The organism is Winogradskyella litoriviva (assembly GCF_013249065.1).
GTDB classification, from domain to species: domain Bacteria; phylum Bacteroidota; class Bacteroidia; order Flavobacteriales; family Flavobacteriaceae; genus Winogradskyella; species Winogradskyella litoriviva.
The window spans coordinates 426,752-445,855 of the sequence record NZ_JABRWQ010000002.1 but is presented as its reverse complement, the minus strand read 5'-3'; the positions used below and the strand labels follow the sequence as shown (position 1 = coordinate 445,855).

Genomic DNA, 19,104 nt, shown 5'->3' with positions numbered 1-19,104 from the left:
ATTTTATTCGTTATTTAATCTTTTGGTTTCCAGTTCTTCGGATAGTCTTTTTTCGACAATAGGTTCAATTAGAGTTTTTCTACTTTTAACTTTTAAAAATGGGCTGATTTCTAAGTTGTTTTTCATTTTGTCAGCAGTATTTGGGTGTTTGTTTGTCCCTAAAAGAATGACGTTGTTAGTGTCTAATTCAGCTTGTTCTTTATTAGCACTTTCTTTGATTTTTCTTTGAATTGTTCCTTCTTTTAGTTGACTTAGAAAACCTCCATTGGCTTCGATATTTTTAAAAAGTTGTAATGCTTTTTCTGCTAATTGTTTGGTTAAACTTTCAATATAATAAGCTCCATCTGCTGGATTGTTTATTTTATTAAAATAGCTTTCGTTTTTTAGAATTAAGAGTTGATTTCTTGCAATACGTTCGCCAAATTCATTTGATTTATGAAACAAAGCATCGTAGGGCATATTACAAATTACATTAGCGCCACCAAGAATGGCACTCATGCATTCTGTTGTTGTTCTTAACATATTTACATTATAATCATAAATGGTCTTATTGCGTTTACTTGGTGTAGCAATAATTTGGCAATCTGTATTAATGCTATATTCAGAAGCTAAAGTAGACCATAGTTGACGTAAGGCTCTTATTTTTGATATTTCGAAGAAATAATTAGAGCCTACCGAAATGTTAAATGTGACCTTTAATTGCTTTTGGGCATTAAATTGGATACTTTCTAGGTGGTTGAGATATTCATTTATATGTGCTAAACTGTATGCTAACTGTTGCACAATTGTTGCACCAGCATTTTGATATAAGCTTAAATCGATGCTTATATGCTTTGTTGTTTTTAAAATAGTTTCAAATTTTGTGTGGTCTTCTTTGAGGTTATAGTACCAATTCCCTGTTTTGGCTAAATTACTAATGATGTCGGTATGAATACTGATTTGAGATTTTTCAAATTCACTCTTTGTTAAAGAGAAAATTTTGTTTATAAAATTCGCGGAAAGAAATTGGCATTTAATAGCAATACTTGTTTTGTTGAAATCTATATTTTGAAATAAGTCTTCAACAGAAATTGTTTCAGATTTAATTTTGAAAAGAATATTTTCTGCACCTCTGTCTATAGCATTTAAAGCCTTTAGATTAGCTTCTTTCTCATTTATAACTTTTATAGACTGACTAACTTTCCATTCAGTTGCCTTACTTTTAGAAACATTGGGTAAGCTTGTAAATTCGTCTGCATGATAAAACGGTTTTACATTAATATCTTCACTGGTTTTCCAAATTAGAGAATCGTTGTAATCAGCACCTTTTAAATCGAATTGTATTTTTTGCTTCCATGCTTTTGAAGACAACCCTTCAAAATCATTAAATAAAGATTTACTCATCTTGTTTTTGTTTCACTAAACTATCTTCGTATTCAATAATATAGATATCTTCGTTTGGCTTCTTCATATAATAATTTTCGCGTGCAGTGCGCTCAATACCTTCTTCTGTACTTAACTCTTTAATGGCTTTGTCATCTTTAGCCATTTCATTTCTGTAGTGTTCTTTTTGGTATTCTAATTCTTCAATATCCGTGTTTAATTCATGGTGAAATAACCAAGAATGTGCATCAAAAAACAACATCCAAACCATAAAAACAACAAGTACAATAACGTAAATGTTTTTAAAGGGTTTTAGATATTTAGAATTAAAGATTTCCATTACAGTCTTTCGTTAATTATAGTTTTAACAATGTCTACGGCAACAGTATTGTATTTATTATTAGGTATAATGATATCAGCATATTCCTTCATAGGTTCAATAAATTGCTGATGCATTGGTTTTAAGGTGTTTTGATAACGAAGCAATACTTCGTCTATATCTCTACCTCGTTCTGAAATATCTCGTTTTAAACGACGTATTAGTCTTTCGTCTGAATCTGCATGCACGTATATTTTAATATCAAATAACTCTCGTATTTCTTTATGTGAAAGGATTAATATACCCTCTACAATCATTACTTTTCTGGGCTTAGTAACAATAATGTCTCCAGTTCTGTTGTGTTTTACAAAAGAATATACAGGTTGATTTATAGATTTTCCGTCCTTTAAATCTTTAAGGTGTTGTTCTAATAATTCAAAGTCAATAGATCTTGGATGGTCAAAATTTATTTTTACACGTTCTTCAAAACTTAAATGCGTTGTGTCTTTATAGTATGAATCTTGTGAAATTACACCAACTTGTCCTTCTGGTAATTCTTGTAAAATAGTATTAACAACTGTTGTTTTTCCACAGCCTGTACCACCTGCAATTCCAATTATAAGCATATTTGTATCTAGATTAGTTTGAGTGCTGCAAATTTAATTATTTAAGTATTATAACGTCTATAACTCAGAAACTTTCTCTGGAGTTGCAACGTTGTCTATTTTATTTCCCCAAGAATTGTTGATATAATTAATAACATCAGCCACTTCTTGATTTGAAAGACCTAATGGTGACATTATGCTATTGTATGTAATGTTATTTACTAATATTTCGCCAGATAATCCATATTTTACGGCCTTTATACTATTTACTTGGTTGTCCCTTAAGTAATCTGAATCTGCTAAAGGTGGAAACACTTTAGGAACTCCTTTGCCATCTGGAAGATGACATGTTGTGCACATGTCATTATACACTAATTTGCCACGTTTTATACTCTCTTGAAGTGTTGATTTCTCTTGGTTTTGAGCAATATTAGTTGACTTTTTATTTGTTGAATTACATGATGTAAGCAATATTAATCCGGTAAGCAGGATAATTGTTTTTTTCATTTTCTTTTTAATTTTACTATTCCTAAGTTTTCTACGCCGACGTAAATATAACCACCTGGCCCTTGTTTTATACTTCTAATTCTTCCTAAACCGTTGAGTAAACGCTCTTCTTTTATCACTTTATTATCTTTTAAAGTACACAAATTTAAATATTGAAATTTTAAAGAACCAACAAGTAAACATCCTTTCCAGTCGCCATATTTATCACTATTTATAAACGCCATTCCGCTTGGAGCAATTGATGGATCCCAATAATGAATGGGCTGTTCCATGCCTTCTTTTTCTGTAATTTCAGTAAATTTTGTGCCACTATAATTAACACCATAGCTAATTATTGGCCAACCATAGTTTTTCCCTCCTTCAATTATATTTATTTCATCACCTCCTTTGGGTCCATGCTCATGTGTCCAGACTTTTTTTGTATCCGGATGAAGGGTCATGCCTTGCGGGTTTCTGTGTCCATATGAGTATATGGCTGTTTTTGCATTTGTTTCATTTATAAATGGATTGTCTTCAGGGATTGTGCCATCATCATTAATACGGTAAACTTTTCCACAATCTCTAGTAATGTCTTGGGGATTTTCATCTCTATTGCCACGATCACCAATTGTAAAATATAAATAGTTGTTTTCATCAAAAACTAACCTTGAACCAAAATGTTGACCTTTAGACGTATCTGGCATTGCTTTATACAAAACCTCTAAGTCTATTAAATTATTGTCTTTTAGTTTTGCTCTTGCGATAGTTGTATTTCCTCCTGAACTTTTATCATCAGATGAGGCATAAGAAAAATAAATCCATCCATTTTCTTTATAATTAGGATGCAAAACAATGTCTAATAAGCCACCTTGACCACGGAGATAAATATCTGGAACACCAGAAATTTTGGTTTTTTTATTCTCTTTATAATGAATTAGCTCGCCAGATTTTTCTGTAATTAACATAGTGCCATCTGGAAGAAAAGTAAAGCCCCAAGGATTAATAAGGTCTTTTACAATAACTTCATAACTGTTTTCTTGGTTTACAGGATTTTTATCTTGCGCACAAGCGAATGTTGAAGTTAGAATAAATAAAATAAAAATACGTCTTAGTTTCATAGATTCAATTAATAAAAAAATAAGTTTTTAAAGTTAATTAAATGTTGTTGGATTATAAAGAAAATCTATATATTTGCAGTCCGAAAACGGGAAACCAAAATTCGGGGTGTAGCGTAGCCCGGTTATCGCGCCACGTTTGGGACGTGGAGGCCGCAGGTTCGAATCCTGCCACCCCGACTTTTAATCAAAAAAGCTCAGCATTTGCTGAGCTTTTTTTGTTTAGAATATTTTTATGACAATTTAAAGTCCATGCCTGATACGATAACGGCACCAACTAAAACAATTAGTGCTAAGACTATTATTTTGGCTCCGGTTTTAGTTTTATCATCTTTTTTAAAAATATAATCTCTTCTTTTTTCTTTTTCTTCTTTTATAAATTTCATGAATTTTCTTTTTTATTTGTTAATATAAACTGTTTTTTTATTTACAAAGGCTAACATACCTTCTTTGGACAATTCACGTCCATAACCTGATATTTTTGTACCTCCAAATGGTAATCTCGGGTCAGATTTCACCATTTCATTAATAAAAAATGCACCGTCTTCAATTTGAGAAATACGTTTTGATGCAGCTTCATAATTAGATGTGAACACCATGGTTCCCAATCCAAATTTTGAGTTAGAGGCTGTTCTATATGCTTCTTCTTCAGATTTTACTTTAATTATAGCAGCGATAGGTCCAAAGGTTTCTTCTTTAAAAACCGCCATTTCTGATGAAATGTTTGTTATAATAGTAGGTTGATAATAGGTAGCGTCTCGTTGATTTCCATATACAATTTTGGCTCCTAAATCTATTGACTGATTAACCTGTTTAGCAAGAGTTTCAGCTAAATCTTCCCTAGCAAGACAAGACATTGTTGTGTCTTCATCGAGCGGATTGCCAAATTTTAAATCTTCAACTTTTGAAATAAATTTTTTGATAAAGTCATCATATATTTCTTTAACAACAATAAAGCGTTTAGCAGCTATACAACTTTGACCAGAATTTTGCATTCTTGCTTTAACAATAATATCCATGTATTTATCTAAGTTGGCATCTTTTAGAATGATACAAGCGTTGTTTCCGCCTAATTCTAAAAGAGATGGTTTTAGATTTTTTCCTGCAATCTCGGCAATTTTTTGCCCAGCTCTTTCGCTTCCTGTTAGAGATACAGCTTTTATAGTATTGTCCTCCATTAATTGTTCAATTCCGTCGTGATTAGTTAAAATAGTTTGAAAGCATCCTTTAGGAAAGCCTGAATTAATGAAAAGTTCTTCAATTATAAGTGCGCATCCTGTAACATTGGTGGCGTGCTTTAATATGGCTACATTACCTGCAGTTACGGTTGGGATTGCGAACCTGAATACTTGCCAAAAGGGATAGTTCCATGGCATAATGGCTAAAATACATCCAAGTGGATCATAGCTTATAAAACTCTCATGCGCTTCAGTTTCAATGAGGTCATCTTGTAAAAATTGATCAGCGTTTACTATATAAAAGTCTATAAGTAAGATACATTTTTCAATTTCAGCTCTACTTTCAGAAATTGGTTTTCCCATTTCTGTAGTGATAAGTTCACTCAACTCAGTTTTGTTTTTATGAATTTCGTTGGCTAGATTTTGTAATAACTGAATGCGTTGGGATATTTCTGTTAATCTCCAATTACTAAATGTTGTATTAGCTAAATCTAGTTTTTCCCTTAAATCGGATTCCGAATCTAATGTATAGGTTTGTAGTTGTTTTCCTGTATAAGGGTTTTTGGTATTAAACTTTGTTTTCATACTTTTTTTATTTCTAATGATTCAAATTTAATTGTATTCATTAGTATAGGTTAATGCAATTACTAAAATTTTTAACGCTAACAATAAACTAGCATTACAGCTAATATCACTATCTAAAGAGTTAAACTATCCTTGGAGATGCCTGTATCTTTGTATCACAGCAAGGCGCTGTATATTTTGATTAATTTAAAACATACAATAACATGAGTAATAACGGAAATACAGTTTTAGGAATTTTAGCAGGTACAGCAGTAGGAGCAGTCTTAGGAATTTTGTTTGCACCAGATAAAGGAAGTGTAACAAGACAAAGAATTGCAGATGAAGCTGCTACAAAAAGGAATATGGTTGCTGAAAAAGCTTCAGAATTAAGAGACACATTAGGTGATACTATTTCGTCGCATAAAGAAAATTTAGACCATCAAGTTGAGTCAATAGTATCTAATGCAAGTTATAAAGCAGAGGATGTGATTACAACTTTAGAAGCTAAATTAAAAGACTTAAAAGCAAAAAATAAGAACCTACAGAAAAAAGCCTAATAAATGAGTGTATTTGAAGACATAAATTATACAACAGATAAAGCTTCTCATATTGGTGAACGCTACATAAAAGCGTCTCACCAATATTTTAGATTGAAGATTTTTCAACAATTAACAATGTCGTTAAGTTTAATGACAAAAGTTTTAGTTGTTGGTAGTTTTTTATTCGCGGGTCTTGTATTCTTATCTGTTTCAGGTGCCATGATAATAGGTCAATCGATAGGAAATTATTGGATAGGGTTTTTAGTTATTGGACTAATATACTTTGTATTAGCTTTAATTATCTACAAACTCAGGGCTAAATTTAATACTATAATAATAAAGAAAGTTGGACAAAATTTTTTTAGTTAATATGAAAACATATACCACATTTAAAGAGATAAATAAAGATATAAAACGTTATGAGTTAGAGCGCGATATTGCTTGGGAAGAACTTAAATTAATTAAAAACGAATTAAAAGAAGATTTACAACCCTTAAATTGGATAAGTACAGCACTAAAATTAACGGGTAAATATAGCTTTATAGCAATAATTAGAAAATGGATGTTTAAATAATGAAACTAATTCATCTCAACTTTAACAGGTATTTGCGCTTTAAACTCATTTGGTGAAATATTATATTTTTCCTTAAAGATTTTTGAAAAATAACTTCTACTCGAAAAGCCAATAGTATAAACCACCTGAGAAATGTTTAAATCAGTAGTTTTTAACAAATCTCTAGCTAATTCTAACCTAACATGCCTAATAAATTCTGTGACCGTTCTGGTATATAAAAACTTAAAACCATCTTGTAGTTTGGCTTGAGATAGCCCAGATTCTATAGATAAATCCTCTAAATTATATTGTTTAGAAGGATTTTTTAATATACGTTCACCAATTTTTCTAACACGTTTTAATTCGCTTTTTACTAAAGATGTTGGGAGTTCAACACCCTGTGATAGTCTATTGTATTGTTGAATATGTAGCGATAAAATTTCATATACTTTGGCTTCCATTTTTAAAATACGTAACATGCCTTTTGTTTTAATGTTATGTAATTTTTTTACATGGTCTGCCATTTTTAAATTTATCGTACCATGATGAGAAAAACGATTATCATGGTCAGTATCTATAAAAACTTCTTGTAATTTTTTATTTAAGGTAGAAACTTTTGTCGTTCGTTTCTTTAAGAAATCTTTTCTTACAATCTGAATAATGTTGGTTTCAATTTTTACACCTTCCTTAAAGTGTAAATAATTAATACCATCGGTTTTATTTGTAAAAATTAGGGTCTGAAACTGCTCAATTAGCGCTTCTTTACTTTGAACTCCAAACCGATGAAAAAACTCACCTTGCAAATTATATATAAAACGAATAGGATTAAACTCTGTTGCTTCAATTTTTAATTGTACCTCATTAAAAAATTCAATATTGTAAATCATCAAATTTACGCCCCAATCAAAAGGAATAACTTTTACAAATCCTTTAGCTTTATTGTTGTCAACAATTAACGTTGATTCTCCCCAACGTTCTAAAATTTCGCCACCAATATTAATATGAAGCTGTTCTATAATATCTTTTGTGTTTTCAGCACTAATTGGTATTTCGGTCATAATTTGTTAGTATAACAATATAGTTAAATGTATGGGTTAATAGAAAATCTAATTGTATTCAGATTTTAGAATTTTTGTTCTTATTGTATGATTAAATAAAACTAAAATTATTTAAGTGCATTTGAATTTTGCTATCCATAGAATAATTTGTTTTGAAGTAAAGATAAATTAAAAACTATGTGAATTTTTATTTTTTTTCAGCTTTACAGTTAATTTTTGAATCTATTGAGCAAAACGGTCCAGTCTTTTAAAATTAATTTTGGGTAATACTAAAAATAATAACCAATTAAAATATACGAAGCCATAAGAAACCCCCATTAAATTGATGAACTGATAGAAGAGTTAGAAAAAATGATATGCTATCATCAACTAGAATCTGAGGAACATAACCTTTTTTTAGTTATCAGTAGAAGCATTTTCCTAATAAACAAAAGGACGAATTAAGTATTAAGTTTATATGAATTAACATCTATGGCAATCTTATTAATTGAGTTAAAATTGACACCTTTTGCATTAATGAATGAAAAGAAGTAATGTTAACTTTTAGGAAGAAAAATATTAATCAAGGATGTTAATTGGTACACATCTTAAAATAAAGTACTATAAATAAAAAAATAAAATTATGAGTACATACACTGAAGAAGTAGGAAAAAAATTAAATAATTTATTAGAAAAAACATACGATGCAGAAAAAGGTTTTAAAAAGGCGGCAGAAAACATAAATCATGAGCCTTTAAAATCGTATTTTAAAAACAAAGCACAAGAACGGTACAATTTTGGGCACGAGTTAAAACAGGAGATTAGAAGTTTTAATCAAGACATAGATAAGGAAGGAAGTTTAATTGGCACAGCACATAGAGCATGGATGGATATAAAAAGTTTATTGTCTACAAACGAAGAAGAATCGATGTTAAACGAGGCTATAAGAGGTGAAAAAGCGGCAATTGAAGAGTATGAAGATGTTTTAACAGAAACAACACTGCCAATGAGTACAAAGTCTATATTGCAATCCCAAAAATCTGCAATTAACAATGGGTTGTCTAAAATTAATTCATTGGAAGATTTATATTAATAGCAAAAAGAAGTATTAGTTAGGTTTGGTAGATAAAGGTGTCATAGTAAAATATGGCATCTTTTTTTTTTGTTTAATTTATTTGATATGAGTCAGTAATAGATTGGATTGTGTTAAAGTAGTTTGGGAGTTCTAGTTATCTTTATACCAATGGATTAGATGAGCTAATTTCTGTAAAATAACATTAAAACCATTTATATATGTTACGTTGGACAATCACATTTATCATTATAGCAATTATTGCAGGAGTATTAGGATTTGGAGGTATAGCAGGAGCAGCAGCCGGAATTGCTAAAATTATCTTTTTTATTTTTTTAGTGCTTTTTGTTTTCTCATTATTAAAGAGCCTTGTAAAGAAGTAATCAATAAGCTTTAAGTAATATAAATAGCCTTGAGAAATTATAATTTCTCAAGGCTATTTTTTGTTTTCACTGAAAACCGTGATAATTCACATATTCAATTTATGTACTATTGCAATACCAAATCGCACAAATAGGTATTGCTTTTTTTGTTTTAGAAATTAGAATATCAATATATTACATTTGTGTACAGAATTTTAAAACTATAATGCAAGTTAAAAAAGTACTTTTTATTTTATTTGGTATTCTTTCTCTTTTTGGTTTTACTCAAGATAAACAGTACAGCTTTAAAGCATTTGGACACATGCCTAATGTGGTAGATAATGACCTATTTGTTAGGTTAAATAATGCAGAAACACAGCAGGTACGTTTTAAATATTTAGATTCAATTGCTCAGATTTATTCAAAATCTGGTCATGCAGATTCCTTAATGTATTATGGGGAATTAATGAAGAATGAGTCATTTTATAAGGATTCAACATTTCAAAACATAGAAAATATTAGGCAAAAGGCATTTTATTTTCAAGGTGTTGCCGCTCAAAAAATGGGCTTGTTTGATGAAGCAATTAAATCTTATATCCATGGTCTTCAAACGCCTAATAAAGAAGATAATATTCGCAATTATTTAAATTTACAATTAGCAGAAACTTATTTGTATAAAGGTGAAAATGAAAAAGCTAAACGCCTTTTAGAAACTTTTCCTCAAGATAAAACTGATCCTATTTTCTATTTAAAAAATAGTATTGTAAAAAGTAAATTTTTAATTTTTGACAAGGATTATAAATTGGCAAGAGAGCTAATTAAACAAGTTTTAGAAGAAGATTTTACAAATAATTTTCAAAAGCTTAGATTAGAATTACAACTCAATTTATCTGAAATAGATTTGAGGCAAGGAAATTTTGAAAAGTTAATAAACCATTCAGAAGCTATAAAAGTTGAAGCTCTAAATAATGGGTTTTATGATTTGTTTATTGAGGCAACTTTAGATATTGGTTATGGTTATGCGATGCTGAGAAATTTTGAGGTTTCTGAAATAGCTCTTAGTACAGCATATGTTAATACCATTCAATGGAATAGATTAGAACTGCAACAAAAAGTCATTAATGCTTTAGTAAAACTTTATAATGCTAAACACGATTATAAAAATGCATACAGTTTAATGACCCAATACCAAAGAGTTAATAGAGAAATTGCAGACAAACAAAATCAACGATTAGTCAAGGATTTAGAACTAAAATATGAAACTTTAAAAAAGGAAAAAGAGATTGATAAATTACAAGAAGATCAGATAATACAAGAAGCAGAAATAGAACGTCAGAAAACAATAAAACACGCGTTTTTAATTGGTTTTTTAGTGGTGCTTATTCCTATTATTCTTTTGCTTATTGTTTATTATCAAAAACTTCAAACACAAAGTCTATTAAACAAGCAACAAGAAGCCATTAATCAACAAGAAGTTAAAACATTGTTACAATCTCAAGAATTAGAATTAGCCAAAAATGCTATTGCGGTACAATCTAAAGAGCGCGACAGAATTGCTAGAGAATTGCACGATAGTATTGGAGGGAATTTAGCAGGTATTAAATTAAAAATGAATAGTCTTGGAGATCATCAACCAGAATTTAGACAAATTTTAAATCAGCTAGATACAACATATAATCAAGTTCGTGAGATTTCGCATAGTTTAATCCCTAAAGAGTTTAAAGCATCTGCATTTACGGATTTAGTAAATAATTATATTCAAAATATAAAGGAAGATGTTTCTGTAAATTTACATTTTGATGCTTTTCCTAAAGACGCAATTAATACAATAGAATCTCCTGTTCAAGTTGCATTATTCAATATAATTAAAGAGTTGGTAACTAATGCTTTAAAACATGCTAACGCAGAAGAGGTGAGTATTCAACTTACATCACTTATAGAAGAGAGAAGTATTGAACTTATTTATGAAGACGACGGTATAGGTTTTGACTTAAATGATAAGGTTAAAGGCATAGGAATTAATAATATTGAAACAAGAGTAGGCGATTATAATGGAATAATATCTATAGATACAGCTAAGAATAGAGGAACAGTAATTAGTATAAGCTTGCCACAAATATAATTTATGAACACACCATTTTCAATTATTATTGCTGACGACCATTCTATGTTTTTAGATGGTTTAACAAGTATTTTGTCAGAAGAAAAATCAATAAAAATTGTACTTACAGCAAAGACAGGAACTCAGGTTTTAAAGTATTTAAGAATTAATACTGAGGAAAAAATTGATTTAGTCATTACAGATATTAATATGCCAGAAATGGATGGTATAGAACTAAATACAGCCATTAAAGACGAATTTCCAAAAGTAAAAACCCTTGTAGTTAGCATGTTAGAAGATGCTAAAAAAATAAAGATTCTTACTGAGGCCAATACTAATGGGTACATTTCAAAAAATGCAGAAAAAACGGAATTATTAAAAGCAATTAAATCCATTTTAAATGGAGAGAACTATTTCTCACCTCGTATTAAGCAAATTTTAATGGAAGCAATGTTCTCTGCTAAATCTGAACCAGAAATCTCATTAAGTAAACGCGAAACAGAAGTTCTAAAATTAATTGCTCAAGAATTTACTACACAAGAGATTGCCGACAAACTATTTTTAAGTAAACATACTATAGAGAGTTATCGTAAAAATCTTATATCAAAACTTGGAGTCCGCAATTTAGCTGGTCTTACACGTTATGCTGTTGAAAAAGGAATGTTAGAGTAAAATTTATATCCCTGAAAACAGGGTAATCATTTTTACTACTTACCGTCTGTTATGCACTTGCTTATTTACTGAAATTTGTATCATATTAATCACTAAAAAATTAGAACTTATGATTTACGGAATTTCATTAATCCTTTTGAGCATTATCGCAGTGCCATCACTTATTTTATCAAAAAAACCAAATGCACAAGAATTGTTAGACAAAGTTGCGCCTTACCAAGGGTGGATAGGAATTGTCTTTTGCTTTTTTGGTGTCTGGGGAATTATTTCGGCCTTTCTTAATATGGGTTGGTTATCAGTAGCACCAATTTGGTGGATTACCTTATTGGCAGGTAGTTTTGTAGAAGCTACCCTTGGTTTTATGTTAGGATTTGGAATGATAAATAAATTACTATTAAGTAAAAATGAAGCAGCCAAAGAAAAAGCAGCTAAACTAAGAGAGAAATTAGCACCTAAACTTGGTAAATTAGGCATCTTGGGCCTGATTGTAGGAGGTTGGATGATTGCCGCTTCTTTTATGTTTTCAGTAGTATAATCAATTAATTATAAATCTAAAATTACAATGAAACAATTTGTATTAGCTATGCTATTATGTATTACAACATTTGGTATCGCACAAAACTCAGTAACGGAAAGAACAATAACAACCTATGGTTCTGTAGCCATAGAATCAAAAGAGGTACTTTATAAAACGGATATAAACTTATCCTTAGAGAATAGCTATTATGCAGATAACCCTTGCACGACTGTAGAAGAATTGAAATCTAAATATTTTGAAGCGCTTAAAGAAAAAGGTGTAGATACTTCAAAATTTATTCAAGATGATTTGGCTTATGCTGCTACAGGTTATAGAAAAGGAGGAACTACACTACATTTTGAAACTAAAGACAAAGACGAAATTCTAAGTGTAACAAGTATTAATATGGCACAAGTAATGCCGTCTTATGTTCAGGTTAAAGATTTAGTTACAGAAAAACAAACTAAAGAATTGGTAGCTGCAGCAATTGCTGATGCACAGAAAAATGCCTACTTATTAGCGGAAGCTTCAGGAGAAAAAATTGATAGAATATATTCTATTAGTAGTTACGATTTAGATGGCAACTCTTATTGGAGAACACCAAGTTCAGAACCATCATACTTACGATTAACTGTTGTATACTTATTAAAAGACTAATATTTAGTTTTTATGGCATCACTAGTATTAGTGATTTATTAGTTAGGGTTAAAGTCTGCGTCCATTATTCCCAAAGGTGTTCGCAGACTTTACATTATATAAAAAAGAAAGATTATTCAATGCGTTCATAATTTTCAGAATAAATTTTATTCCCATCTTCATCTAATTCTATTTGTTCAAATCGATCCTCTGATATTTCAAGGGCAAAGTTAAATTCTTGTTTTTCTTTTATAACTTCATTCATAAAAGCAGAGCCAAAGTCTAATACCTCAGTTAACGATTCATTATCATTTTTATAGGAGCCATATCCAAAAAATTCAATGGAATCTGTTTTAAATAATTTGCACCACATTACTTTACTATCCGTATACATTTTAACCTGTTTAGAAATGGTGTTGTTAGAAAATGAATCTACAACTACATTATCTTTGTAATTATAAAATCCAACAAGTTCCCAAGTACCTTTTAAAGTATGGTTTTTTTCTGTAGTTTCAGAACCCACATCTATAGTTTTTTCACGTCCGTTTGGATTATCTTTGCAAGCAATTGCAAGCAAAAATACCATGCCTAATAATAAAAATTTAGCTTTCATAATATTTGAGATTTAGCTTTAAATAATTCTATAATTTACGAAATTATAAGGAGAAATTCACTGAATTTATTTTAATTATATAACTATTGATAGTGTTGATAACTTCTCTGTAAGATTTTATACAAAAAAGCTACTTTTGTTATAGCTATAAATAATAAGATTATGTCTGATACAATAGAAAAAGTAAAGTGTTTAATTATAGGTTCTGGGCCTGCAGGTTACACAGCTGCCATTTATGCGTCTAGAGCCAATATGGATCCTGTTTTATATCAAGGAGAGCAACCAGGAGGACAATTAACTACCACTAACGATGTAGAGAATTTTCCAGGTTATCCAGAAGGCATTACTGGGCCAGAGATGATGATGCAGTTACAAAAACAAGCAGAGCGTTTTGGAACAGATGTACGTCATGGTTGGGTGAGTAAAGTAGATTTTTCTGGCGAAGTCCATAAGGCTTGGATAAATGGAGAAAAAGAAATTCATGCAGATACGGTTATTATTTCAACAGGAGCATCTGCCAAATATTTAGGATTGCCATCAGAACAAAAATATTTAAAACTAGGAGGAGGTGTTTCTGCTTGTGCTGTTTGTGATGGATTCTTTTATAGAAATCAAGAGGTCGTTATTGTAGGTGCAGGAGATTCAGCTTGTGAAGAAGCTCACTATTTGTCTAAACTTTGTAAAAAAGTTACCATGTTGGTAAGACGCGATGAGTTTAGAGCATCTAAAATCATGGCTAATCGTGTTAAGAACACCGAAAATATTGAAATACTTTTTAACACAGAAACGGAAGAGGTTCTAGGAGATGGACAATTGGTAAATGGAGTTAGAGTGTTTAATAACAAAACTAATGAAAAACATGATATTGAAGCTACAGGTTTCTTTGTAGCCATTGGCCATAAACCAAATACTGATATTTTTAAAGGAATTTTAGATTTAGACGAAACAGGTTATATAATTAATGCAAAGCCAGGAACAAGTAAAACTAACGTAGAAGGTGTATTTGTAAGTGGTGATGCTGCAGATCATGTATATAGGCAAGCTATCACTGCCGCAGGTACAGGCTGTATGGCTGCTTTAGATGCAGAGCGTTACTTAGCAGCAAAAGATTCTGATTTTGAAGTAGCTACTTCTACTTATAATTAGATGATTTATAATAGTTATCCTAAAATGGGTTAACTATTTTTAATAAAACAGAAAAGCCGAAGTGTTAAATACTTCGGCTTTTCTGTTTTATTCATTTAATAGATTATTGTTTCTTTTTCTGCAGCTTCGCAGTATCTTCAAACTTTGTTATTGTAATTGAAGGGCTACCAAAAAGATAAATTTCACTATTACCAGATGCTGCAATGGTGATGCTTTCTGTAGCAGAAATTGTTAAATCACTAGAATCTTCTAATGTAGCGTCTACATTTTTTACATCATATTTAGAGGCATTAAAATTGGTTGAATTGTCTAATCTAATCACTGAGTTATTTGTATTTCCCTCAATAGATGCATCTGCACGCTGATATAAGTCAAAATCAGCTATTTTACTAGTAATTAATGCGTCTAGTTTACTATTGTCGCTTAATTCTATTTTAGTAGAATCTGCGGTTAAGTTTAATCTAGTTTTAGATTTACCAGAACTTTTATAGTTAAACGTCTTAGCTATTATATTTAAATAAGCTCTTGAGTTATCTGAAGTAACTAAGGTAACATCATTAAGTTCCATTGAGGTTAATGACCTTATCTCACCATCACCTTTGGTTTCGATATGTGTTAATAAATCAGCATAATTAACAGTGATATTCAATTTTTTCTTAGAGGTTATTCTAACCTTTTCTATAAATGTGAGTACACCATCAACTACATTAAAATCTATAACATCATGTAAATTATCATCGGCTTCTACATTAACCGAAGGTTTGCTATTGTAAACTATCTCAATTGAAAAATCACCATCTACGACAATAGATTGAAAATCATCTATATAAGTTTGCCTAATTGTAACATTTCTATCGCCTTTTATTTTTTCTTCAGTTTGTGATAATACAATTGTAGATGAAGCAATTGTAAAAAGGAAAAGGAGTAATAATTTTTTCATATTTCAAAAGTTTATTGTCTTTTAAGAGACACAAAACGCATCAAAATAGTCACTTTATAGGGTTTTAGACTTCAAAAATGTGTTCCGATTGTCAATATTAAGGATTTCTATTTAATATAGGCCAATTAAAAGCTATTAAACTAAGATAAGCAAAAACCATCCCAAACTCAAATTAGAATTTAGAATGGTTATTAATTGGTTGGTTTTTAGATATTTGTATATTTTTTGTAAAATATAATCTTTTTATTTATTCTTGTCTTACACTACCAGCAGAAGTATCTGATTTATTAACTTTTTCTGGATTACCAGAATATCTAATGTCTCCACCACTTGTGGCTTTAGCAGTTAATGATTTGGTGGTGTTTACGGAAATGTCAGCTCCACTTGTAGCTTTTACATCAGAGGATTGCGCTATTAGTTCTGAAGCATTAATATCACTTCCGCTTGTAGCTGACGCTTTAAATAGGTTTGTAATACCACTTAATTTTATATCACTACCACTTGTAGAGTTGCAATCTATAGTTTCCGTTTTTACATCTAATTTAATATCTGCACCACTTGTAGTTTTTAGTTCTAAATTATCTACTTCGATTGTGTTTTTAGAATACACATCGCTACCACTTGTTGCTTTTATAGCAGATATGTCTTCGAAATTCAAAAATATTTTTCTAGACGTCGCTCTTCTGATGTTTTCGGTTGTATAGATGTTTAGAGTTCCATTTTCTACTTCAGTCATTATAAGATCCAAAAGGTTCTCGTCTGCTTCAACAGTTAGTGAAACATCATTAGATTGTGTAATGTAAAGGTCTAAACCTTGACTGACTTTGATTTCATGGAAGTCACCAGAAATACGTCTATCTTCGGTTTCTACAATACCGTTACCATCTGTGCCTTGTCCTATACTCATTGAAAAGTTACAGGAAAATAGCATTATACTAATAATACTTGTTACTATTATTCTTACTAATGTTGTCATGATTTCTATTCGTTTTTGATTGATGATTATTTTGTTTTGTAAAATTAGGATGATGAAGCCTATAATTAAATTAAAAAGTGATGAGTTGTATTATATAGTGTATCAATCGTCAATTGTTACTCCATCAGCTTCATTAATTTTATAATTTACTTCAGTATTTTTTGAATTTGTATTTTGTGTGTTTGATTCTTGTTGTTCTATTTCACTATTAATTGATTGTTCTGCTTTAGTTAATTCGTTGTCAATTACTTCAGTGATATTATTTGAAGCTTCTACTTTAATTTCAGATTTAATATCACAGTCTAAGCATTCAACATCATCTTCTATAATCTTTAAATAGTGTTCTTCCATACCATTATCTAATATGTCATTGGCGGATCTATAGTTTTTATGAAAATTATGAGTATTGTCATCTGCATACAAAATGGTGCCTTCAGGTAAATAGATAATAATAGTTACTTCTTGGTCACTTAGCTTATTATCTAAGTCTGTTGTTAAGAAAGCGTCTAGCTGCAGTTGGTTACCAGATAAAGAATAGTTATAATTTATATTATCGGCTCGTTTTTTGGCGATGTTATAGTTACTACCTGTAGCTTCTTTATTAATAGTTATTGTAGCAAGAGAATCTTTGGTAGATCTAACAATAAATCTTAAATAAGATGATGTTATTGAGCGACCATTATCATCTTCATAAATTCTATAAGAATTATTGTTACTGTAGAAATAATCGCTACTGTTATCAAAACCTGCCATGCTTATTTTTAACGTATCATTAGCTTTAATGTTTAATTGTTCTGTAGAGGTCGCTTTAGCATCAAAAGCATGCTCAGTTGCTTGTCTTACACCTGTAATAATAAGGCCGATTATAGATACAATCCAAAGTCCGAGTAGCGCAAATTTTGCTATGTTTCCTATAGATTTTAGATTGGTTATTAAAATCTTTAGACCTAAATAAAAGATGAAAAAAAATGGTATTCCAATAGCAAAAAACAGTAACAAAGACATTAACCAAATAGGAATATTTGCTGAGTTAGAAGCTTCTATAAAATCCATGCCAGGAAAATGTACAGCATTGGTTACTCCAACTGTGAAAAACGCAACAATTAAAGCAATAACTGTACTAATGCCAATAATTATTAATAGAATACCAATGAACTTAGCAACGACTTTTAAAAAGAACATTATAATACTGCCAATAGTTTCAAAAAAGGATTGCGAACTCGATTTTAGTTTACTACTTTGTTTTTGAAAATCGACACTTTTAACCGTTTCCGAAATATTATCAGATACATGATCAAAACCTTCTTTTAATTTATCGCCATGTTTTTTTAAATCTACATTTTTTACGGTTTCTGAAACCGTATCAATGCCGTCTTTAATTTTTTTTTCAATGTTACTGATGTTTACAGGATCACCAGTCATTGTTATCTTTTCAGCTGTGGTTTTTGCTTCAGGTATTAAAGCCCAAAGTATAATGTAAAGCAATACGCCTGTGCCAGCACTAAAGAATAAAATAACCCAAATAAGTCTAATCCATAAGGCATCAATTCCAAAATAATGTCCTACACCTGCAGCAACACCTCCAATGTAAGAGTTGTCTGTATCTCTAAATAAGCGACGAGATGAGGTTGATTTTTGTCTGTAATTATGTTTTGGTTCATCCTCAAAAATTTCGTCATCTACAAGATAATCTTCAGGCTGTCCCATTATGGCAATTACTTCATCTACCAATCTAATACCAACCACTTGTTTTTCGTTTTGAATACGTTCAGAAAACAATTCGGCAATACGTGCTTCAATGTCTGCTATGATTTCTGATTGACCTTGAGAGTCTGTAAATGAACGTTTTATAGCCTCAAGATAGCGCGATAATTTTAGGTATGCGTCTTCATCTATATGGAAGAATATACCTGCTAAATTTATATTGACTGTTTTATTCATTTCTTTGGTGTTTTTGTTTTGGTTACTAGGTTAACGGCATTTTGTAATTCACTCCAAGTGGTATTTAATTCATTAAGAAACAACTGTCCTGTTTCTGTAAGTCCATAATATTTTCTTGGTGGTCCTGAGGTCGATTCTTCCCAACGGTAATTGAGTAAACCAGCGTTTTTTAATCTTGTTAGTAGAGGATATATAGTGCCTTCTACCACAAGCAATTTTGCGTCTTTTAATGTGCCCAGAATTTCTGCAACGTAAGCATCTTCATCCGCTAAAATGGATAATATGCAAAACTCCAGAACACCTTTACGCATTTGTGCTTTTGTGTTTTCTATTTTCATATGGTATGAGTCTTTAATTCTATTAAACTGTT

General features: G+C 30.5%; 23 protein-coding genes and 1 tRNA gene. 11 read left to right on the top strand and 13 right to left on the bottom strand.

Going from position 1 to position 19,104, the window contains the following annotated elements; translation table 11 throughout:
* Positions 1 to 3 precede the first annotated feature (3 nt).
* The 5 genes from HNV10_RS05960 to HNV10_RS05940 are packed head-to-tail and all read right to left on the bottom strand — an operon-like array spanning position 4 to position 3,890.
* Complete coding sequence (locus HNV10_RS05960; RefSeq protein WP_173300408.1) at positions 4 to 1,383, bottom strand: methylmalonyl-CoA mutase subunit beta; 1,380 nt, start codon at positions 1,381 to 1,383, stop codon at positions 4 to 6.
* On the bottom strand, positions 1,376 to 1,702 hold the full coding sequence (locus HNV10_RS05955; RefSeq protein ID WP_173300407.1) for an FtsB family cell division protein: 327 nt from the start codon (positions 1,700 to 1,702) through the stop codon (positions 1,376 to 1,378). Before HNV10_RS05955 ends, HNV10_RS05960 begins: the two co-directional genes overlap by 8 nt.
* Positions 1,702 to 2,307 (bottom strand): uridine kinase, encoded by a 606-nt coding sequence (gene udk, locus HNV10_RS05950; protein ID WP_173300406.1) that lies wholly within the window; start codon positions 2,305 to 2,307, stop codon positions 1,702 to 1,704. The genes HNV10_RS05955 and udk overlap by 1 nt, the downstream gene beginning before the upstream one ends.
* Before the next feature lie 57 nt (positions 2,308 to 2,364).
* A complete protein-coding gene (locus tag HNV10_RS05945; RefSeq protein ID WP_173300405.1) occupies positions 2,365 to 2,793 on the bottom strand; it encodes a c-type cytochrome in 429 nt (142 codons plus the stop codon).
* Positions 2,790 to 3,890: a PQQ-dependent sugar dehydrogenase gene (locus HNV10_RS05940; protein WP_173300404.1), complete on the bottom strand. Its 1,101-nt coding sequence runs from the start codon at positions 3,888 to 3,890 to the stop codon at positions 2,790 to 2,792. Before HNV10_RS05940 ends, HNV10_RS05945 begins: the two co-directional genes overlap by 4 nt.
* Positions 3,891 to 3,992: 102 nt before the next feature.
* On the opposite strand from HNV10_RS05940, the gene HNV10_RS05935 reads away from it, so the two are divergent.
* Positions 3,993 to 4,067, top strand: a tRNA-Pro gene (locus HNV10_RS05935).
* Between the two features lie 53 nt (positions 4,068 to 4,120).
* On the opposite strand, the gene HNV10_RS05930 is transcribed toward HNV10_RS05935, so the two are convergent.
* Positions 4,121 to 4,273, bottom strand: a complete 153-nt coding sequence (locus HNV10_RS05930; RefSeq protein WP_173300403.1) for a hypothetical protein — start codon at positions 4,271 to 4,273, stop codon at positions 4,121 to 4,123.
* 12 nt (positions 4,274 to 4,285) lie between these two features.
* Complete coding sequence (locus HNV10_RS05925) at positions 4,286 to 5,650, bottom strand: NAD-dependent succinate-semialdehyde dehydrogenase (RefSeq protein ID WP_173300402.1); 1,365 nt, start codon at positions 5,648 to 5,650, stop codon at positions 4,286 to 4,288.
* A gap of 203 nt (positions 5,651 to 5,853) precedes the next feature.
* On the opposite strand from HNV10_RS05925, the gene HNV10_RS05920 reads away from it, so the two are divergent.
* From HNV10_RS05920 to HNV10_RS05910, 3 genes are read left to right on the top strand one after another with little or no spacing between them, the layout of a single operon-like run.
* Positions 5,854 to 6,186: a YtxH domain-containing protein gene (locus HNV10_RS05920; protein WP_173300401.1), complete on the top strand. Its 333-nt coding sequence runs from the start codon at positions 5,854 to 5,856 to the stop codon at positions 6,184 to 6,186.
* Positions 6,187 to 6,189: 3 nt separating this feature from the next.
* The gene (locus tag HNV10_RS05915; protein ID WP_173300400.1) at positions 6,190 to 6,537 is read left to right on the top strand and encodes a phage holin family protein; all 348 of its coding nucleotides are present in this window, start codon (positions 6,190 to 6,192) and stop codon (positions 6,535 to 6,537) included.
* A 1-nt stretch (position 6,538) separates the two neighbouring features.
* Positions 6,539 to 6,742 (top strand): hypothetical protein, encoded by a 204-nt coding sequence (locus tag HNV10_RS05910; protein ID WP_173300399.1) that lies wholly within the window; start codon positions 6,539 to 6,541, stop codon positions 6,740 to 6,742.
* A gap of 5 nt (positions 6,743 to 6,747) precedes the next feature.
* On the opposite strand, the gene HNV10_RS05905 is transcribed toward HNV10_RS05910, so the two are convergent.
* On the bottom strand, positions 6,748 to 7,779 hold the full coding sequence (locus HNV10_RS05905) for an AraC family transcriptional regulator (RefSeq protein ID WP_173300398.1): 1,032 nt from the start codon (positions 7,777 to 7,779) through the stop codon (positions 6,748 to 6,750).
* Between the two features lie 622 nt (positions 7,780 to 8,401).
* Here HNV10_RS05905 and HNV10_RS05900 point away from each other — a divergent pair.
* From HNV10_RS05900 to HNV10_RS05875, 6 genes are all read left to right on the top strand, one after another.
* Positions 8,402 to 8,851, top strand: a complete 450-nt coding sequence (locus HNV10_RS05900; RefSeq protein ID WP_173300397.1) for a ferritin-like domain-containing protein — start codon at positions 8,402 to 8,404, stop codon at positions 8,849 to 8,851.
* 200 nt (positions 8,852 to 9,051) lie between these two features.
* A complete protein-coding gene (locus HNV10_RS05895; RefSeq protein WP_173300396.1) occupies positions 9,052 to 9,213 on the top strand; it encodes a DUF1328 family protein in 162 nt (53 codons plus the stop codon).
* Between the two features lie 205 nt (positions 9,214 to 9,418).
* Positions 9,419 to 11,314 carry a tetratricopeptide repeat-containing sensor histidine kinase gene (locus HNV10_RS05890; protein WP_173300395.1) on the top strand — a complete coding sequence of 632 codons (1,896 nt, stop codon included), beginning with the start codon at positions 9,419 to 9,421 and terminating at the stop codon, positions 11,312 to 11,314.
* 3 nt (positions 11,315 to 11,317) lie between these two features.
* A complete protein-coding gene (locus HNV10_RS05885; RefSeq protein ID WP_173300394.1) occupies positions 11,318 to 11,965 on the top strand; it encodes a response regulator in 648 nt (215 codons plus the stop codon).
* A 109-nt stretch (positions 11,966 to 12,074) separates the two neighbouring features.
* Complete coding sequence (locus HNV10_RS05880) at positions 12,075 to 12,500, top strand: hypothetical protein (protein WP_173300393.1); 426 nt, start codon at positions 12,075 to 12,077, stop codon at positions 12,498 to 12,500.
* Positions 12,501 to 12,527: 27 nt separating this feature from the next.
* Complete coding sequence (locus HNV10_RS05875; RefSeq protein WP_173300392.1) at positions 12,528 to 13,139, top strand: SIMPL domain-containing protein; 612 nt, start codon at positions 12,528 to 12,530, stop codon at positions 13,137 to 13,139.
* 112 nt (positions 13,140 to 13,251) lie between these two features.
* Here HNV10_RS05875 and HNV10_RS05870 read toward each other — a convergent pair whose 3' ends face one another.
* Positions 13,252 to 13,731 carry a hypothetical protein gene (locus HNV10_RS05870; RefSeq protein ID WP_173300391.1) on the bottom strand — a complete coding sequence of 160 codons (480 nt, stop codon included), beginning with the start codon at positions 13,729 to 13,731 and terminating at the stop codon, positions 13,252 to 13,254.
* A gap of 162 nt (positions 13,732 to 13,893) precedes the next feature.
* On the opposite strand from HNV10_RS05870, the gene trxB reads away from it, so the two are divergent.
* The gene (gene trxB / locus HNV10_RS05865; protein WP_173300390.1) at positions 13,894 to 14,877 is read left to right on the top strand and encodes a thioredoxin-disulfide reductase; all 984 of its coding nucleotides are present in this window, start codon (positions 13,894 to 13,896) and stop codon (positions 14,875 to 14,877) included.
* A 103-nt stretch (positions 14,878 to 14,980) separates the two neighbouring features.
* Here trxB and HNV10_RS05860 read toward each other — a convergent pair whose 3' ends face one another.
* From HNV10_RS05860 to HNV10_RS05845, 4 genes are all read right to left on the bottom strand, one after another.
* Positions 14,981 to 15,817 carry a GIN domain-containing protein gene (locus HNV10_RS05860; protein WP_173300389.1) on the bottom strand — a complete coding sequence of 279 codons (837 nt, stop codon included), beginning with the start codon at positions 15,815 to 15,817 and terminating at the stop codon, positions 14,981 to 14,983.
* Between the two features lie 247 nt (positions 15,818 to 16,064).
* Entirely contained in the window at positions 16,065 to 16,793 is a 729-nt protein-coding gene (locus HNV10_RS05855; RefSeq protein WP_173300388.1) for a head GIN domain-containing protein, read from the bottom strand.
* A 102-nt stretch (positions 16,794 to 16,895) separates the two neighbouring features.
* Positions 16,896 to 18,734: a PspC domain-containing protein gene (locus HNV10_RS05850; RefSeq protein ID WP_173300387.1), complete on the bottom strand. Its 1,839-nt coding sequence runs from the start codon at positions 18,732 to 18,734 to the stop codon at positions 16,896 to 16,898.
* A complete protein-coding gene (locus tag HNV10_RS05845) occupies positions 18,731 to 19,072 on the bottom strand; it encodes a PadR family transcriptional regulator (RefSeq protein ID WP_173300386.1) in 342 nt (113 codons plus the stop codon). The genes HNV10_RS05850 and HNV10_RS05845 overlap by 4 nt, the downstream gene beginning before the upstream one ends.
* Positions 19,073 to 19,104: the final 32 nt, after the last annotated feature.

Excerpts from the sequence above, each read along its gene's own strand:
- HNV10_RS05900 (WP_173300397.1), top strand. The coding sequence starts at position 8,402 with ATGAGTACATACACTGAAGAAGTAGGAAAAAAATTAAATAATTTATTA.
- HNV10_RS05940 (WP_173300404.1), bottom strand. The coding sequence starts at position 3,890 with ATGAAACTAAGACGTATTTTTATTTTATTTATTCTAACTTCAACATTC.
- udk (WP_173300406.1), bottom strand. The coding sequence starts at position 2,307 with ATGCTTATAATTGGAATTGCAGGTGGTACAGGCTGTGGAAAAACAACA.
- HNV10_RS05905 (WP_173300398.1), bottom strand. The coding sequence starts at position 7,779 with ATGACCGAAATACCAATTAGTGCTGAAAACACAAAAGATATTATAGAA.
- HNV10_RS05955 (WP_173300407.1), bottom strand. The coding sequence starts at position 1,702 with ATGGAAATCTTTAATTCTAAATATCTAAAACCCTTTAAAAACATTTAC.
- HNV10_RS05930 (WP_173300403.1), bottom strand. The coding sequence starts at position 4,273 with ATGAAATTTATAAAAGAAGAAAAAGAAAAAAGAAGAGATTATATTTTT.
- HNV10_RS05960 (WP_173300408.1), bottom strand. The coding sequence starts at position 1,383 with ATGAGTAAATCTTTATTTAATGATTTTGAAGGGTTGTCTTCAAAAGCA.
- HNV10_RS05925 (WP_173300402.1), bottom strand. The coding sequence starts at position 5,650 with ATGAAAACAAAGTTTAATACCAAAAACCCTTATACAGGAAAACAACTA.
- HNV10_RS05890 (WP_173300395.1), top strand. The coding sequence starts at position 9,419 with ATGCAAGTTAAAAAAGTACTTTTTATTTTATTTGGTATTCTTTCTCTT.
- HNV10_RS05885 (WP_173300394.1), top strand. The coding sequence starts at position 11,318 with ATGAACACACCATTTTCAATTATTATTGCTGACGACCATTCTATGTTT.
- HNV10_RS05845 (WP_173300386.1), bottom strand. The coding sequence starts at position 19,072 with ATGAAAATAGAAAACACAAAAGCACAAATGCGTAAAGGTGTTCTGGAG.
- HNV10_RS05850 (WP_173300387.1), bottom strand. The coding sequence starts at position 18,734 with ATGAATAAAACAGTCAATATAAATTTAGCAGGTATATTCTTCCATATA.
- HNV10_RS05920 (WP_173300401.1), top strand. The coding sequence starts at position 5,854 with ATGAGTAATAACGGAAATACAGTTTTAGGAATTTTAGCAGGTACAGCA.
- HNV10_RS05915 (WP_173300400.1), top strand. The coding sequence starts at position 6,190 with ATGAGTGTATTTGAAGACATAAATTATACAACAGATAAAGCTTCTCAT.
- HNV10_RS05855 (WP_173300388.1), bottom strand. The coding sequence starts at position 16,793 with ATGACAACATTAGTAAGAATAATAGTAACAAGTATTATTAGTATAATG.
- HNV10_RS05860 (WP_173300389.1), bottom strand. The coding sequence starts at position 15,817 with ATGAAAAAATTATTACTCCTTTTCCTTTTTACAATTGCTTCATCTACA.
- HNV10_RS05895 (WP_173300396.1), top strand. The coding sequence starts at position 9,052 with ATGTTACGTTGGACAATCACATTTATCATTATAGCAATTATTGCAGGA.
- HNV10_RS05945 (WP_173300405.1), bottom strand. The coding sequence starts at position 2,793 with ATGAAAAAAACAATTATCCTGCTTACCGGATTAATATTGCTTACATCA.
- HNV10_RS05910 (WP_173300399.1), top strand. The coding sequence starts at position 6,539 with ATGAAAACATATACCACATTTAAAGAGATAAATAAAGATATAAAACGT.
- HNV10_RS05880 (WP_173300393.1), top strand. The coding sequence starts at position 12,075 with ATGATTTACGGAATTTCATTAATCCTTTTGAGCATTATCGCAGTGCCA.
- HNV10_RS05875 (WP_173300392.1), top strand. The coding sequence starts at position 12,528 with ATGAAACAATTTGTATTAGCTATGCTATTATGTATTACAACATTTGGT.
- HNV10_RS05870 (WP_173300391.1), bottom strand. The coding sequence starts at position 13,731 with ATGAAAGCTAAATTTTTATTATTAGGCATGGTATTTTTGCTTGCAATT.
- trxB (WP_173300390.1), top strand. The coding sequence starts at position 13,894 with ATGTCTGATACAATAGAAAAAGTAAAGTGTTTAATTATAGGTTCTGGG.